The sequence below is a fragment of the Neiella holothuriorum genome (assembly GCF_019457915.1).
GTDB lineage: Bacteria > Pseudomonadota > Gammaproteobacteria > Enterobacterales > Neiellaceae > Neiella > Neiella holothuriorum.
Genome location: NZ_JAHZSS010000001.1, coordinates 46423 through 62563, shown reverse-complemented (window position 1 = coordinate 62563; position 16141 = coordinate 46423). Strand labels below are relative to the sequence as shown.

Sequence of the window (16141 nt, the reverse complement as noted above, 5' to 3'; positions counted from 1 at the left end):
TGTGGTGAAGCCGGCAAGAGAGGTGAACGCAGCAAGAGTGATGACGGTGATTTGCACATCTTAAGGCACCTGCAGCAAGTGGATTTCATGATTCAGTACCACGTCTTCATCACGCTCATTCAAGCGCAACAATAGTTGCACTAGCGAGACACCAGAATATTGTGATTGGCTGATATTAAACATGGCCTCGCCAGAACGATTATCAAACCAACGCCCCATTAAGCTGCCATTGGTGCCGGGGCTAATATTGCCGTTTCGGCTGGAGTGGCGGTATAACTGGCCGCTCACCAAACAAAAACTGACCACTTCCCGAGCCAAAAATAACCGCTGTGCAGGCGAGTCTTCTGGAAACTGAAAAGCCGAAGCAAAGGTCAATGTGAGCGAGTTGTCGCCGTTGTCGGTTAAACCATCTTGCTCTACTTGTACCGCGCGGGATTGCCCGCCACCTGAAAACACATGTTGGCGATCTAAAGGGTAAATAATGGCGTCATAGTCATTCGCGTCGCTATCGAATACAAAATTGGTGTTGGTCGCGACCATCGCCGTGTTTGCCGCAGGTAAGGGGGCAATAGGCGCATCAAGATAAAAGAATGTGGCTTCAATGGGGCGAAACTCAATGCAATCGCCCAAGTCATCACGAACTGTCACACTACCCGGCACCGCATTGCGAATTTCGCGCGATAGGCGCTCCACCACAAATCGCCCAGTAGATGCCATGTGCTGGCGGTCAATACCTCGCGTAAAAATTTCAACGCCGGTCACCACGAAGTTCGAGGTGGCAATGGCGATAATTCCGAGCAACACAATCACCACCACCAGCTCCATTAAGGTAAAGCCACGCTGGAGACGCATGTTCATGGATGTCGGCAGCGTGCTTCTCGCTAGAAGCCTTCGCTTTTTAGGGAGGGCCATTAGTAATTGCCTCGGTACGCACTAAAGACAATCTCATTGCCAGACGGGACGCGCACGGTTACATCAATACGTTTAGCAATGTCGGTACCGCTACCGCCGTTGAAACCCGCTGCGTCATGAACCACATCAATAGCAACGGAAAAATTAGGATAAAGGTTGCCGATGATATTTTCCGACGAGTCTAATAGGGCATCACCACTAATAAAACCATTAGTAATGTAGTCATCCACATCATTGAATTGTGCACGAGTTTCACCATCCGGCCCCAGCTCTCCGGCGGTAGAGCAAGCGGCGATGGTTAAGCCAATAATGGTCTCGCCGCAGCGCCAACGGCTACCGTTGTGGTCAGAGTTGTGATCGTAAGATTTAGCAAGAGCTTCGTTGAGAAAGGTTTGCGCCAATTCGCTGGCTTTTACATCCATGACAGGATCAACGGTATTGCGCGCTTGTGGTGCCAGTACCGAGGTCACAATCAGTAGCGCAATACCGAGTACCACGATGCTGACAACAATTTCAATTAGGGTAAAACCGGCTTGCGCCGCTGTTGTTTGGTGCGGACTAGAGCGCATGAATAAAGCCCTCAGTCTCGATGCGAATGGTTTCAGTGTCGCCGCCACTGCCTTCAACGCTAATATCACAGCCGCCATTGCAACTGTTTAGCGGCCGGCCTATGCGATCAAATTCAAATTGGCCGGTGGTGATGGTAACGCTACTGTAGTTGCTCACGTGCTCCAAGGTGCCAGGGCAAGGGGGGGAAGCAACCGGCGATTCAGAATTCATTTCGGAAACGCCAAACTGGTTGGCATCAATCACCAGCATGTGGCAATCCGATTCCGCTCCATTCATTGCACTGAGCTGCACTGCACGCAGGCGCTGCAACAACTCATCGCGTAGTGCGGTTTCTTCAAAACCTTGCGAGCCTACAAAACGAGGAGCTGCGGTAACCGCAATGACCCCCAACACAATAATGATCACCACCAATTCAACGGTGGTAAAGCCTGTTTGTGCGTGTCGCAGAATTCGCTTGGTTGTGCCCATTGAGCGCTCGAAGTTAAAGCAGATTAATTATGTTTTATTGTATCCAAGCCAGTGAAAAATGGCAGAAAAAACCATCAGCCTGTGAAGATAGTGAGGATTTAAGAGCACAGAAAACAAAAAAGCAGCCGAAGCTGCTTTGTTGACCTCACTAATCAGAGTTAACCACCGCAGTCAGTTGCATCAATGTCAGTTGGCCCATAAGTAATCGTATAGACGAGATTAGTTCCTCCTGAAGGCTCTGTGTATGTCAAACTACATACGCTGGCCGTCTGAGCAACACCTGTTGGCCAAAACTCAATAGTTCCATCGCCTTCGGTGTATTGCCATTCATCGGCATCAAATGCCATAGCTTTTTCAAGCTCAGCAACAGTGGCTTGAACGTAACCATATTGGAGTGAGACAGTTTGCCCCTGAATAGTAATATCTGATGAATTGGTAGCATCATCGTGTGCAAAACTTTCTACACCATCAATCGCTGCTCGACTATAAACCAACGAGTTAGCCCCTTCGATAGCCCCTTTGAGCCCCTGCAGAGCTGACAAACGAGCATCACCTTGCAAGTTAATAAAACGTGGCGCGGCGGTCACCGCTAAAATCCCCAGGATCACGATCACTACGACCAGTTCGATCAGGGTAAAGCCTTGTTGTTGTTTCATTTTAATTATCCCCTAAGGAGTTCAATTAGTTGCTATTAATATTCACGCGCACGCTACCAAAGCCGGGCGAGTAAACAAAATTATTGCCATCATCAGTGCCGTCCGGCGCGGTGTAGTTGCCGCTTGAGTCGCGCTCTAATGTTTGAGTCAGGTGGTATACACAGTCACCAGCTTCAACACTTGCAAAGTACCGGTTATCCGCTGCTTCACCAATGGTGTCGGTCACCGTTGCCGGATTTTGCAGAATCGAATTCCACACCCGCATGCATCGAGTCGTGTCCATGGTGATGCTGGTATCTGTATTGCCCGAGCCAGAGTTGACCGGGTAGCCCGGAGATGAAGTACCAGCTAATTCACTGGTCAAATACATCAGCTGACCGTCATAAACCACACTATTCACAGCCGAATCGCCCGAACCTTCTTGTGGTCGCCCTTCAGCTTCCCACTGAGCACGGACTAAGCTAACACCGGTTGCAAAACCACCCGCCATACCTTCGATGTTGGCAATCTGGGCTTCTTCGGTCACATCAAGGAAGCGCGGCAATGCTGTGACTGCCAGCAACCCTAAAATGGTCACCACAATGACCAATTCAATTAATGAGAAACCAGCTTGTGTTGCTTTCATACTCAACCTTTGTGTATTGACGTTACAGCGCTTCGACATTGCCGCCAAGTATAGCTGCAAACTTTTTAAAAAACAGTGAACCCGTTGAGAATTAACGACTTTTTAACACTCACGGATAATAGTCAAAAAAATCTTCTGCCGAGCCAATGAATCGGCACCCACTAGACGACACATCATTCGTCGTTCGAACTAAGCCCAATGTTGCGATGGGCGTAGCTTTTGAATCTGTTCTAAAGCCCATGACTTGCTGCCAAATGGTGGCACAATCAAGCTGGCCCTTATCATCATAAATTGCCGGTCGGCCCGCTTTATTGACATCAATTTGGCGCTGCCACAAGGTCACGTTGCGAACGCGGCCTTGTATCTTTGCCTCGGCATAAACGGTTGCCACGGCCACTTGAAAATCGCGCTCTAGTACAGCAAATACCGAGCTATCCCAGCCACTGCGCTGTTGATTCAGCAGCCGAGTGACCTGAAACATTAGTAGTAGCATCAACATGATGCAAATGACCGTCATCAAACGGCGCCGGTTGCCTGCATCTTGTTGGTCGGCTTGCGTCATTAGCCGCCTCGAACCGCGCGCATCATGTCCCACATTGGGGTAAAGATACCCAAGGCTAAAATTAGAACCATTATTGCGACTACGGTGATTAAAATTGGTTCAATTCGAGCGGTTAACGATTTCAGATCAAAATCTACTTCACGTTCGTAATAATCAGCCGCTTCTAGCAACAATTCGTCAATGCGACCGGTTTCTTCGCCCACAGCGACCATTTGCAGCACTAACGGCGTAAACAATTCACTACGGCGACTGGTGCGTAATAAACTGTCACCGCGTTCAATTTCACGCCGCATGTCGGCAATGCGCTCTGACATAAAGGCGTTATCGACGGCGCTAGCCACCAAGGTCAGCGCCTGATTAATCGGTACGCCAGCTTTGAGCATAATCGAGAAACTACGGCTATAGCGCTCAAGCGTAGAACGGCCAATAATCGAGCCGATAATCGGCAAACGCACCTTAATTCGATCCCAGTTAAGCCGGCCTTTTTCAGTGTTCACATACGTTCGAACCCCGACCACCAGCAACACCAGCGTGATTAACATGAGGGGCCAATAGTTCACGAACATATCCGACATGCCAATCAAGAACCGCGTTGGCCACGGCAACTCGGCATTAAACTGAGCAAACATCTCGGCAAATTTTGGGATCACCATGATATTGAGAACCACCATGGCCAGCCCAATGGCGATCAGCACAAATGTTGGGTAGCGCACCGCGGCTTTAATGCGGCGGCGAGTTTCCTGCTCTTTTTCTAAATACTGCGCGAGTTGGAAGAATGTTTCTTCGAGCTGCCCCGTATTTTCGCCAACATGGACCATGCTGATGTACATGCGGTTAAAGACTTTGGGGTGCGCCGCCATTGCGGTTGATAGTGGACGGCCACTTTCGAGCTGTTCAACTAACTCATCAAGTGTGCGCTTGACTAAAGCACTGTGACTGGCTTCGGCCAAACCGGAAATTGCTGCCAGCATGGGAACGCCAGCTTTTGTCAGGGCATACATTTGACGCGAAAAAATAACCAATTCATCAAGGTCAATTGGCTTTTCTAGCAAGCTTTTAAAATCAAACCCTTCGGATTTCTCTGGTGCTAGCTCTATTTTTACCGGCACTAAACTGCGACGCAGCAAGCTATCAGCAACGGCTGCCTGACTTGGAGCTTCGAGATCGCCTCGAACCTCCTGTCCTTGGCCATTACGTGCCTGATAACTATAACGGGCCATTACTGTTCGCTCGTCTCATCTTGGTCAACCAAATACTCCGCTAAGCGAAGTACTTCATCCACCGTGGTGATACCGGCCATGGCGTATTGAAGTGCCGCCGAGGCTAACGGTTGATAGTAGCTACTATTCCGAGCTGCGACCGAAAAGCGTTGAGTGTCGCTATCACGCAGCGCGGCAATCATCTGATCATCTAGCTCCAGCCATTCAAAGACGCCAACTCGGCCTTTGTAGCCAGATTGCTGACAGCTTTGACAGCCAGTGCTGGTTTTGAAGCGGGTACCGGCGGGTAATGCCTCTCCTGCAATGTGTTGCAACCAACTCAATTCATCAGGCGTTGGTTGGTAGTCTTCTTCACAGTTAGAGCACAACCGTTTTACCAAACGTTGCGCTACAACGGCCCGCAAAGAACTCGCCACTAAATAACCCGGCGCGCCCATATCGAGCAGTCGCAAAGCGGTACTAATGGCATCATTCGTGTGTAAGGTTGAAAGCACCATGTGGCCCGTTAACGCGCCACGCAATCCAATTTCAACGGTTTCATGGTCTCGCATCTCGCCGACCAGCAATACATCCGGATCTTGACGCAACGCAGTACGTAAGACACTGGAAAAATCGAGACCAATTTTAGCGTTCACTTGCACTTGGTTAATGCGCGACAAGCGGTATTCAACTGGATCTTCCACCGTAATAATCTTGCGCGATGCGGTGTTCATTTCACTCAGCGCACCATACAAGGTAGTGGTTTTACCCGAGCCCGTTGGGCCGGTCACTAGAATCATGCCGTGAGGGCGCGATAACTGTAATCGGAAGCGGCGCAGAATGTGTTCCGGCATGCCGGTTTCATTCATCGATAATAAACCAGCCGATTGGTCGAGTAAGCGCATCACGACCGACTCGCCGTTTTGCACCGGCATGGTTGAGATCCGCACATCAATGGAGTGTTTGCGCACATTGATATGAAAACGGCCGTCTTGCGGCAAGCGCTTTTCTGAAATGTCCAAACCGGCAATCAGCTTAAGACGCAACACTAAGGCTGACGCAATATTTGCTTGGTCGATAATCTGTTCTTGCAGATCGCCATCAACCCGCTGCCGAATTCGAATCAAGTTCGCTTCCGGCTCAATATGAATATCTGACGCTTTGACTTGCACCGCATCTTCAAAAATAGACTGCAGCAAGCGAGCAACGGTGGCTTCGCCTTCCGACTCATCGGTTAACGAATCAGACAAATCAAATTCATCATCCTCCGAGTATTCCTCACCCAACTGCGTTGCGTAGGACGAAATTTCCTGCGTCCGACGATAAAGCTGATCAAAGGCTTCGAATAATTGCGACTCGCGTACAACCGCCCATTCAATCTGATAATCGCCCAGTCGATCTTCAATGGCATCAAGGGCGCTAAGGTCTGCGGGGTCGGCAGTGGCAACGCCAACCATGCCCTCTTCACGCTTGAAGACCAAGGCTCGATAACGACGGGCGAGCACTTCCGGCAGTAAGGTTACAATTGCCGGAGGCACAGTGATGTCTTGTAAATCTAAGAACGGAACATCGAGCTGCCGCGCCAAAAAGCGCATCAAATCCGTTTCCGATAACACGCCGGAGTCAATCAGCGTCTGCCCCAGCTTACGGCCGCTCGCGCGCTGATCGACCAGCGCTTGTTGCAGCTGCTGCTCGGTTAGCTTGCCGGCATTAACCAGCAAGTCGCCTAAGCGTTGCTTGAGTTTAATTTTTGCCATGAGACTGCGTTCCTAACATATCTAACCGGTGCTGAGCATATTGCATTGAGCCAGCGCTTAAGCCTGAGCTTGTTAATGCGCGCCGATATCCTTCAACAGCCTCGGCGTTATTTCCCATTTGCTCGGCACTAATCGCTTTACCTAACCACCAGCGGCCTTGAGCCGGATCTTTGATGGTCAATCGAGAATAATTGCGATAAGCCACTTCAAATTCACTGCGTTGGCTCGCCAAGCCAGCTTTGATAATAAAAAAGCCCATTTCTTGAACTTGTGATTCATTCAACGGTTGCAACGCATCCCATGCTTCTTCCGTGCGCCCGATAGTGAGTAGTAACTGCGCTTTGACGGTGGTTAGCTGTGCATCTGTGGGTAAGTAGCGCAAGCCTTCGTCGACTAGTTGCAAGGCTTTGGCTTCTTGTCGCTGTTGGGTTAACAACGCCACCATTTCTAACCGCGCATTAGTGAGTTTAGGGTTGCGAGTTAACACCGTGCGATAGGCATTCTCGGAATCTTTGAGACGGCCGTTGGCGGCATAGCCGCGCGCTTCGTTCAACTGTAATTCGGCCGATTGAGCAGCTGTCATGGCCGATAACTTCACTTTTGCTTTGCCACTAGAGGCTGGCGCCTGATTTGGTTTATTACTGACGACATCGGCTGGCGGCGAAACTTCACTTTTAGGCGTGGTTTCAGGCGCTTTAGTGGCCGTAGGGGCTGCTGGCGTTTGTGCTGATTTGGTTACTATGGCTTCAGCTTCGGGAGTGGTCTCTGCAGCACGCTGTTGCGCAGGAGGTTGCTTTGTTTCCGCTGATTCCAACGCAGGCTTCTTCGCGGTGACCTGCGCTTGGGGACTGTCGGTCTGCTGTTGCGGCGGCTGATTTTTAGCACCTGCGATTGGCGGAGATGTTTTTTGAGTCAGTTCATCTGCTGGTTTGTTCGCTGCAGGCACGACAGCTTGTTTAGCCACAACGCTTGGCTCAGCTGGAGTTTGCGGCGCAGCCTTAGGTTGCGTGCTCGGCGAATGAGCAAAACCAAACCACCAGATGGCAGCAGCTACCACAATGATAACGATCAACAAGACCAGTCGCGCTGGCCACGGTGACGGAACCGGCGCGCTAAACACCGGCTGTTCAACGTTTTCTTTCGGTTGCTTACGATCTTCCAGATCGCGCAGCATTTGATTAATGACACTCATGTTTGCCTCCCGTAACGAGGCATCAACAAAGACGCATCTTCCGTATCCTGTATCGCGCGCCAAACCATTGTGGCACCCACTTGGCGATTGCCTTTGCCGTAACTCAGGATCAGGCTCTTATGGCAAATCATATTCACTAGGCGCGGAATACCTCGACTGGCGCGATAGATCATGCGAGCCGCGATGTTGCCGAAAACCGGTGCACCACGATAACCTGCGGCTAGCATTCGGTGATGAATGTAAGGGCCCACTTCATGTTTATGTAAGGGCCGTAATTGACACGAAAAGCTAATACGCTGACGCAATTGGCGTAGGCTTTTATCGGCCAAACGCTGATCGAGTTCAGGCTGACCAAACAACACTAACTGCAATAATTTGCGGCGCTCAGTTTCTAAGTTGGTAAACAATCGCAACGCTTCGAGTCCCTCGGCTGGAATGGCCTGAGCTTCATCGAGCAGTAACACCACCTGCTTGCCCTGATCATGCAGCTCCACTAAACGTTGCTGAATCGCCTGAGTTAACTGTAATTGGTTGGCTCCTTGCTCCAATTCCAAGCCAAGCTCTAGCGCGAGCGACCAGCGCAATTCATCAGGTTGTAAGTAAGGGTTTGGAATGTAGGCTGGCTGGATATGGTCGGGCAATTCGTTGAGCAATTTGCGGCACAATAAGGTTTTGCCGGTGCCGACTTCGCCAACGATTTTCAATATTCCTTCGCCGCTATGCAACGCCATTAGCAGCGTTTCTAACGCTTCTTCGTGAGGCGGTAAGGAACAATAGAGTGCCGTGTTCGGGGTTAGCGAATACGGCAATTCAGTCAGGCCAAAATGCTCCAAGTACATCATTAATCGTAGAACCGCTTTTGAGCGTCCTGATACCAATTATTTAAGTTATCGTTGGTTTGACGCATCATCGGGAGGCCGTAGTCGGTTTCAACAATGGTTGGGCGGATCAAAATCACCAGCTCATGTTTTTCTTCAACTTCGGACTGATTGGTAAACAAACCACCCATCAGTGGAATATCACCGAGCAGCGGGATCTTAGAGTCGGCTTGGGTGCGCAAGGTGCTCATCAGGCCACCAATCACAACTACATCCCCACTATTGGCGCGAACGATGGTATCGGTCTCGCGAATATCACTGACCGCTAGCGGTAATTCTAAGTCTTCGCCAAAAATCGAAATCACTTTGGTTTGCTCGCTAATGTCGGTCACCGATGGGTGCACGTGTAACAAGACCGCACCTAAATCATCAATCTGCGGCGTGACATCCAATGCTATCCCTTCAAAAAATGGCGTTAGTTCCACTTCTGGCGTTGTGGTTGTGGAGTTGCCCGTAGTGGTAGTGGTTGAGACTTCGGTGACGAAATACTCATCGGTACCCACTTTGATGACCGCTTTTTGGTTATTCGCTGCCGAAATGCGTGGGCTCGATAGCACGTTGACATTGCCTTGCGTCGACAACATGTCAATCACCGCCGTGAAATTGGAGCTTTGATAACCCAGCGAGAACACACCACCAATGGCTTGGCTAATCTCGTTACCAGGTGTGGTTCCGGTAAAGCCGCCACTAAACCCAGCCGAACCACTGGCCAAAGCCGACCAGTTGATGCCTTGTTGATAGCCATCTGACAATTTCACTTCGAGGATTTTTGCTTCCAACAGCACTTGCCGCTGTACGCGATTTTGCAGGCGATTGATAAAGCGGCTAATTTGCGACAGCTCAGACGGCATCGCACGTACCGTTAACAAACCTGATTGTGGCGTTGAAATCACCGCGCGGCCTTCACCCGCCGAGCCCAACATCAGACGAACGGACTCTTCCAGCTCACTCCAAAAATCGCTTTCTGAATAAGTTTGAATCACCGTACCCGCAGCAGCCGTTGAATCGGAGCTGCTAGACCCCGAAGACGAGCTGCCAGAGCTACTGCCACTGTCTGATGAATCACTGTCACTATCTTCGTCTGCATCGACCAAGCTTGAAGAGTTAATGGTGGTGCGCGAACGGCCAAAGCGGGTCAACATCAAGTAGTTAACATTAAAGGTTTCGGTTCGTAATTCCGCAGGAAATACTTGCAACACATTGCCAGTGCGCTGAATGTCGTAACCGTACATGGATTGAACCACTTGCAACGCTTCCTGCAGCGTCACTTGGTTGAGGTTAAGGGTAATTTGTCCGCTGACATCTGGGTGAATGGCGGCGGAATAAGGCGTACCGTCCACTAAACTTGCGAAGAAGGTTGACGCTTCTACTTTATCGGCGCCGATGCTGAAGCGTATTTCTGCCACCGCAGGCGTGGCTTGCATTAATGGCGGCTGCATTAACTCCTGCAAGACTTCTGACGGCAAAACAGGACGCTCTGCTTGTTGTTCTAACTGCTTATTGGTTGCCTGAACTTCTTGCTGGATCTCATCAGGCGATTTCACCACTGACTCACAACCCAGCAGGGTCGCCATCGCGATTCCAGTTGCAACTAGCCATTTCAAATTCAACTTCATCATGTCGCGCATCAATTATTGTTGTTTAATGTTAGTGAATAGGGTCAGCGTAACCTGACTTCCATCGGACTGTTGCAGCACCACGTGCTTCGGCTGAATATCAATAATTTTATATTCGCCAACTTGCTGCCCCGCAGTAACTTTTTGACCATCGATCACCGCAAACTTACGCGTTGACGACGCCACTACCTGCTGTAATTTCAATGCCGAAAAACCATCATTGGCCGAGGCGCTGCGCTGATAGTTCGCAGGCCTTGTTGGATCAACCAGTTTGGTTTGCTCAGCGGTTAGATTGGTGCTGAGCAACATCAAACTCGCTGTAACTATCATAGTTGCTCGATTACACACGGATGTAGTCCTCGTTGGTACTTAAGGTGTACAGCACAATGCGCACTTTAGCATTCGGGTACTCCGCAACTTGATAATCAAACGCTTGCCAATAAAAACGCCATGGCGACGCTTCTATGGATTCGAGTAAACGGTATATATCGAAAAAACTACCGGACACTTCGATGGTCACGCCATGACGATACATACCAATATCTGTGTCGGCTTCATCCTGTGCTGCAAGCACCGGTTCGCCGGGAATCGAGGTTAAGCCAATCAATGAGACGTCACGCGATGTTGCAAGCAGGCTGCGCAGCACAGGTAACATTTGTTCAGCGGCCACTAAGTCGACCGTCAACGCTTTCAATTCTGTATCGAGCTTGCTGATATGCTCGTTCTGCTCATCCAGTTGATGCTGTGTTGCTTCGTTGGGATCGCGATTTAATGCTTCTTTCAGCATATCGATCTGACGCGTTAATGTTTCACTGTCTTGCTGCTGGCTGGCTAATTTGCGCTCGAGCGACGCTGCGCGATCCATGTTGGGGCCAATCCACAAGGAATACAGCACCATGCTGATCAGCACTAAGCCGGCACCAAAAATCAACCCGCGTTCGCGCGGTGTCATTTCGTTGTAGCGACTTTCTAGCTTTTGAAGTTGTTCATTCATTGCTTCAGCCCTCCGGGAAGTGGGCTTGTTGATGCAGTTGCTTTGCGACTCGCATTGGCAGTGTGACCGCTAGTAGCTGCCGGCACGGTACGTAACGAGAAGGAATGCTGTTGTTCTTGTTCGCTGATCACCAGTTGATTAAAACTTTTACCTTTCAAGTAGCCTTGTTCTCCAACCTGCTGAATCCATCCAGGGATTAATTCAGCTTCGGCGGCCATACCAACCAAGGTTAACTGTTGACCGGTAATGGCTATCTGCTGTAACCAAATTCGAGGCTCGTCAACGGACGCCAAGTCAGCCATGAGCGCCGAATAAGGCTGCTCATGGGTTTGTTCACTTTCCGCCACCAAGCGTAATAATTTACCTTTGATACTCGCTTCGCGTTTGGCTTGTTCAAAAGCTGCCAACAGTTCTGGCGACACTTTACGAGCGGCTTGTGCGGCCATCAAATTTTGATATTGCTGCTCTAAGCTTCTTTTTGCCCGAGTCGCGCTTGCAGCTTCTTGCTCAGTCGAAGTAACGACCATTGAGCTACTGACGCCAGCAAACACCATAATGGCAATTAATACACCCCAAACACCGGCTACCAATCGTGCGTTAATACGCAGTTGCCGGGGGACGAGTTGTGGTGAGAATAGGTCGACTTGCTTCTTCATAGCGTCGGCTCAACCTCTGTGGCTTCAAGCTCTGACTGCGCAGTTGTCATTTGCCCCATGCGAGCCGCCAGTAACGGCAATACGGCAACATCTTCAGTCGGGTTAAAATCTGCCAAAGTCTCTTCATCAAGCGGCGCAACGGCAACTGCTAGATTAGCAGACATATGCTGCTGTACTAACTGACGACAAGCCTCTGGTACCGCCAGCTTCACTAGCTTCACAGGAGGTTGCCTTAAATTACTTTCGAAATAATCGAGCGCCCGCTGCACCTCTAGGCTGAGGCTATCGATCACACTCGGTAGTATTTCTGAGGCCATGTTTTCCAGATTGGCAGAGCCTCGTAAACTGCGCGATAAATAGAGTTGTTGTTTGTGAATCAGCAGCAAACGCACTTCACGGCCTGGCTTTTGCCATAGCAGCACAGTTGGTACTTCGTCCTCTGAAAACAAATTGAGTAACGACAACTCTTCAACCAACACTTGTTGCAACTGCCCCCGCAGCTTACTGACCAACATGTGGCCCCAGTCTTTTAGCCACTCGCGTTCGGCTGCTATCACCATGACTTGTTTGCGTGTCCCAGCCGTCGCCATGTCATAGTAATCGAGCTGCATATTGTCGGGCTCAATGCTGATCAGTTCTTTGACGGACCATTGCAATGCAGCGGCGACTTCCTCATCAGGCACGGCTGGTTTATCAAGCTCAGCTTGCTGATAACAGTCATCGGCTAACACTAAAGTGACATCGGGACGTTTAAATTTATGTTGAACGAGCAGTTGTTGAAGCGGTTCAAAACAAGCGGAAGCTGTTTGTTCAGGAATGACAATTCGGTCAATACTTTTGCCCTTTGCCGACAGCAAAACGGTAGCTTGCGACGCAGAGAGACCGATGAATAACTGACAGTCTGAGGTAGGTTTTAACCAGCCGGGTACATCCATGCGATTCGGGCATCACCAAGTTGTGGCAGAATGTTTCAATTATCTGATATTCATGGGTAAGTGCAACAAATGTTTTATTCTCTGTTCGAGACAGTGAAGCCCAGCCCAATTATGGCATTGGATATCTCGTTCTGGTGCGGGTTTTCGGCTCAAATAAGCGTTATGCGTGATGACGTGAATCATGCCGTCGTTAGTGGCAACAAGTTACGCAAGTTAAAATATCCCCTTCAACAAGCCATTGCGGCAGGTGCCAAAGGCATCACAAGTTTTGGCGGCGCCTATTCCAATCATGCCCATGCTCTTGCTTATGCTTGCCAGCAGTTAGGCTTGCCATGCCAGCTCGTGATCCGTGGTGAGGAGGCATCAGCAGCACAATCGGCGACCCTAGCAGACTGTCAGCGTTGGGGCGCAACCATTCATCCCGTAACTCGAGCCGATTACCGCCTGCGACATCAGCCCGAGCAACAACTCACTTGGGCGTTGCCGGGCCATCATATCCTGCCAGAAGGTGGTAGTGCCGTTAGCGCGTTGACTGGCGTTGCTGAGCTACTTGATGAACGAACGCGCCAGTTTCGCTATATTGCCGCAGCGGTTGGTAGTGGCGGCACAGCGGCTGGATTACAACACGGTTTAGCTGCGGGGCAAAAACTGTTGTTGGTACCAGCGGTGCGTGACGCCAGCCTACCTCATCGAATCGCTTCGCTGCTAGAGCAAGTAGAAGTGCAGTCTGAGATCGGTCATAACCAATCATTACAGCCTGCAATATGTTGGCTTACCGGCTATGAATGGGGCGGATTTGCCCGCTTACCCGCGCAATTGCAGCAGTTTATTGCTGCATTTTATGACCGCACAGGTGTGTTACTCGACCCTGTTTACACGGCTAAGTTGGCTTATGCGGTGATTCAAGAAGTTGCGGCCAAGCGATTACCGGCCGATGGCAGCGTGTTGATGTACCACAGTGGAGGCCTTCAGGGTTGGCGAGGGATGCAACAGCGGCTTATCCCAGAAATGCAGGACTGTCTCGCCACGCTTCGCTAAACAAATGCCCTTGCCCGCCATACACACCCAACGACTTCAGCGTTTGCCATTCTCGCTGAGTCTCAACAGCCAGAGCAAAAACTCGCGCCGTTGTGTTCTCGCATGCACCAAGCAAGCTACGCACAAAGAGTTGGTTTTCACTGCGCTGTTCGATGTCGCGGACTAGGTTGGCGTGCAACTTTAAATAGTCAACTTCCAGATCTCGAATGTAGTTAGTACTAACTATCTTCTGTCCAACTTGGTCGACCGCTAAGAGACAACCGGCCTGTTTCAATTTTCGAATAATCGGCCGCGCCGCTTCGTAATTTTGATTCAACGAATACTCTGACACTTCAACAATCACCCGATCAATGATGTCGTTGTATTGCATCAAAATGAGTTCAATCCAGCGGCCAAAGTTTCTGTCTAGCAATGAATCAATTGCAATATTGATACTGCAGCGCGTTGGCTGACGGCCTTCGTAACGCATCAACTTGAGCAGCTGATGCAGGGCATTGCGATCAATTTGGCTGGTCATGCCGCACTTTCGCGCCATCGGTAAAAACACTTGGGCAGGCATCATTTGGCCGCTTTCATCACGCAATCTTAGTAGCATTTCATAGTGATGGATGTCTTCATCCAGCGCTGTAACGACTGGCTGCGATGACAGCACAAAAGCCTTCCGGCGAACGGACTCTTCAAGCAATGTGCGCCAGCGTACTGAGCCTTTAATTTCATTTCGAGGTAATTCATTGCGCTGATACATAAACCAAGTATTGGCTTCTTGTACCTGTGCTGCGCGCAGCGCCATATCAGCTTCGGCTAACACCTGATAAGACTCCGTACTGGTTTCCAGTGACGCCACGCCAATGTGAAAACAATGCTCTATATCCACATAACTTGGCATTGGGATTTTACCCAATGAGCGAAACACACTTTTAATGGAGCGTTCGATATCATCCGGATGTGTGCCAGGGAGCAGAACAGCATAATCACCTTCCCCTCGTCGCGCTAAAAAGCTATCGCTGTAAGCATCGTAAACATCATAAAGACACCGGCCAATATGATTGAGGATTTCGTAATAGGATTCGCGATCCTCATGTTGTTGAATATCATCGTACTGATTAAATTGCAGCAACAGTACAAAGCCTGAATTATGTTCGGTACCGGCTCGAATAGCGCTATTGATTTGATTGTCAAAATACAATCGATTGCCTAAGCCAGTGACCGGATCTAAAAACGTATTGGTGCGCATAAAGGCATCAAATCGGCTACGCTCTTGCCTTGCATCAAGCAGCTCGGTCACCATCTTATCTAGCGCTTGGCGAATCACCCGCGGGCGCTCTTCGGCTTCACCGCTAAGTACCATCTCGCCTTTGAGGATTTGTTGCGCGCGAAGGCCAATGTTGTCGACTTCTTGCAGCCGGCGAACAAACCATAAACTACCACGCCATGCGGTTAGACCGACGAGGCTCAGCATCAACAGTAAAATTGCGACGGAATACCAACTCCAGCTCGCTTCGAGCCAAGGGTTATTGAAACTAGCGGTTAATTGCAACGCCCGATTGTCGTTGTGCAGCGTGACTTGAACTTGCCGATGTTGAGGTTGATGAGCGCCAAGTTGAACCAATAGGTGGCCACCATAGCGAACTTGCAGCGCCTTCACGGCAGCAATATCCATCGCAGTGGTTAACCAAAGAGGTGGGCCCTGCCACGAGACTGTAGGCTGCTCTGATTCAGCTAAGACAGATGCGACTTGTTGAGCAATCTGTTCAATGCGCTGCTGTTGGCGCTGCTGTGCCAAGGTCTGAACTGACCACAAGATCCCCACAGCCGTCAGGCTCACTGCTATGAGCGTGCTCACCAACCACATTGTGGTCAGACGCTGGGTTAATCTCATGCTCAGACTCCTTACTGGGCGAAATACGGGGCATTCAATAGCTATACTAGCCGCAGATGGCAGGTTCGCCCAATAAAAAAGCGTGGCAACCAGCCCCTATAACCCTGACAAAACTAGGTCTTTTGCTCGTATCCTACTGTGACGACCAATAAATGGTGACACCGAACCGCCTTTCGAGCGAATGATCGCCACATAATCAGCTGT

At 50.1% G+C, this 16141-nt stretch carries 17 protein-coding genes; 1 reads left to right on the top strand and 16 read right to left on the bottom strand.

Annotated features, from left to right (window positions below; translation table 11 throughout):
• Positions 1 to 60: 60 nt before the first annotated feature.
• The 15 genes from K0504_RS00240 to K0504_RS00170 form a co-directional block, all read right to left on the bottom strand.
• Entirely contained in the window at positions 61 to 858 is a 798-nt protein-coding gene (locus K0504_RS00240; protein ID WP_220102138.1) for a PilW family protein, read from the bottom strand.
• Positions 859 to 911: 53 nt separating this feature from the next.
• Positions 912 to 1481: a type IV pilus modification PilV family protein gene (locus tag K0504_RS00235; RefSeq protein WP_220102137.1), complete on the bottom strand. Its 570-nt coding sequence runs from the start codon at positions 1479 to 1481 to the stop codon at positions 912 to 914.
• Entirely contained in the window at positions 1471 to 1950 is a 480-nt protein-coding gene (locus K0504_RS00230; RefSeq protein WP_220102454.1) for a hypothetical protein, read from the bottom strand. Before K0504_RS00230 ends, K0504_RS00235 begins: the two co-directional genes overlap by 11 nt.
• Positions 1951 to 2108: 158 nt before the next feature.
• On the bottom strand, positions 2109 to 2606 hold the full coding sequence (locus tag K0504_RS18520) for a type II secretion system protein (protein ID WP_220102136.1): 498 nt from the start codon (positions 2604 to 2606) through the stop codon (positions 2109 to 2111).
• Positions 2607 to 2631: 25 nt separating this feature from the next.
• Positions 2632 to 3231: a pilin gene (locus tag K0504_RS00220; RefSeq protein WP_220102135.1), complete on the bottom strand. Its 600-nt coding sequence runs from the start codon at positions 3229 to 3231 to the stop codon at positions 2632 to 2634.
• 109 nt (positions 3232 to 3340) lie between these two features.
• Complete coding sequence (locus tag K0504_RS00215) at positions 3341 to 3793, bottom strand: hypothetical protein (RefSeq protein WP_220102134.1); 453 nt, start codon at positions 3791 to 3793, stop codon at positions 3341 to 3343.
• A complete protein-coding gene (locus tag K0504_RS00210; protein WP_220102133.1) occupies positions 3793 to 5013 on the bottom strand; it encodes a type II secretion system F family protein in 1221 nt (406 codons plus the stop codon). The genes K0504_RS00215 and K0504_RS00210 overlap by 1 nt, the downstream gene beginning before the upstream one ends.
• Positions 5013 to 6749 (bottom strand): GspE/PulE family protein, encoded by a 1737-nt coding sequence (locus tag K0504_RS00205; protein ID WP_220102132.1) that lies wholly within the window; start codon positions 6747 to 6749, stop codon positions 5013 to 5015. The genes K0504_RS00210 and K0504_RS00205 overlap by 1 nt, the downstream gene beginning before the upstream one ends.
• Complete coding sequence (locus K0504_RS00200) at positions 6736 to 7941, bottom strand: tetratricopeptide repeat protein (protein WP_220102131.1); 1206 nt, start codon at positions 7939 to 7941, stop codon at positions 6736 to 6738. The genes K0504_RS00205 and K0504_RS00200 overlap by 14 nt, the downstream gene beginning before the upstream one ends.
• Entirely contained in the window at positions 7938 to 8783 is an 846-nt protein-coding gene (locus K0504_RS00195) for an ExeA family protein (RefSeq protein WP_318837901.1), read from the bottom strand. Before K0504_RS00195 ends, K0504_RS00200 begins: the two co-directional genes overlap by 4 nt.
• On the bottom strand, positions 8783 to 10393 hold the full coding sequence (gene mshL, locus K0504_RS00190; protein ID WP_220102130.1) for a pilus (MSHA type) biogenesis protein MshL: 1611 nt from the start codon (positions 10391 to 10393) through the stop codon (positions 8783 to 8785). Before mshL ends, K0504_RS00195 begins: the two co-directional genes overlap by 1 nt.
• 57 nt (positions 10394 to 10450) lie before the next feature.
• Positions 10451 to 10765, bottom strand: a complete 315-nt coding sequence (locus tag K0504_RS00185; protein WP_220102129.1) for a hypothetical protein — start codon at positions 10763 to 10765, stop codon at positions 10451 to 10453.
• Between the two features lie 10 nt (positions 10766 to 10775).
• Positions 10776 to 11429 carry a type II secretion system protein GspM gene (gspM, locus tag K0504_RS00180; protein ID WP_220102128.1) on the bottom strand — a complete coding sequence of 218 codons (654 nt, stop codon included), beginning with the start codon at positions 11427 to 11429 and terminating at the stop codon, positions 10776 to 10778.
• The gene (locus tag K0504_RS00175) at positions 11426 to 12085 is read right to left on the bottom strand and encodes a PilN domain-containing protein (RefSeq protein WP_220102127.1); all 660 of its coding nucleotides are present in this window, start codon (positions 12083 to 12085) and stop codon (positions 11426 to 11428) included. The genes gspM and K0504_RS00175 overlap by 4 nt, the downstream gene beginning before the upstream one ends.
• On the bottom strand, positions 12082 to 13020 hold the full coding sequence (locus K0504_RS00170; protein ID WP_220102126.1) for a hypothetical protein: 939 nt from the start codon (positions 13018 to 13020) through the stop codon (positions 12082 to 12084). Before K0504_RS00170 ends, K0504_RS00175 begins: the two co-directional genes overlap by 4 nt.
• Before the next feature lie 69 nt (positions 13021 to 13089).
• Between K0504_RS00170 and K0504_RS00165 the strand changes: the two genes are divergently transcribed.
• Positions 13090 to 14058 (top strand): 1-aminocyclopropane-1-carboxylate deaminase/D-cysteine desulfhydrase, encoded by a 969-nt coding sequence (locus K0504_RS00165; protein WP_220102125.1) that lies wholly within the window; start codon positions 13090 to 13092, stop codon positions 14056 to 14058.
• On the opposite strand, the gene K0504_RS00160 is transcribed toward K0504_RS00165, so the two are convergent.
• Complete coding sequence (locus K0504_RS00160) at positions 14018 to 15937, bottom strand: EAL domain-containing protein (RefSeq protein WP_220102124.1); 1920 nt, start codon at positions 15935 to 15937, stop codon at positions 14018 to 14020. The genes K0504_RS00165 and K0504_RS00160 overlap by 41 nt on opposite strands.
• Positions 15938 to 16141 lie beyond the last annotated feature (204 nt).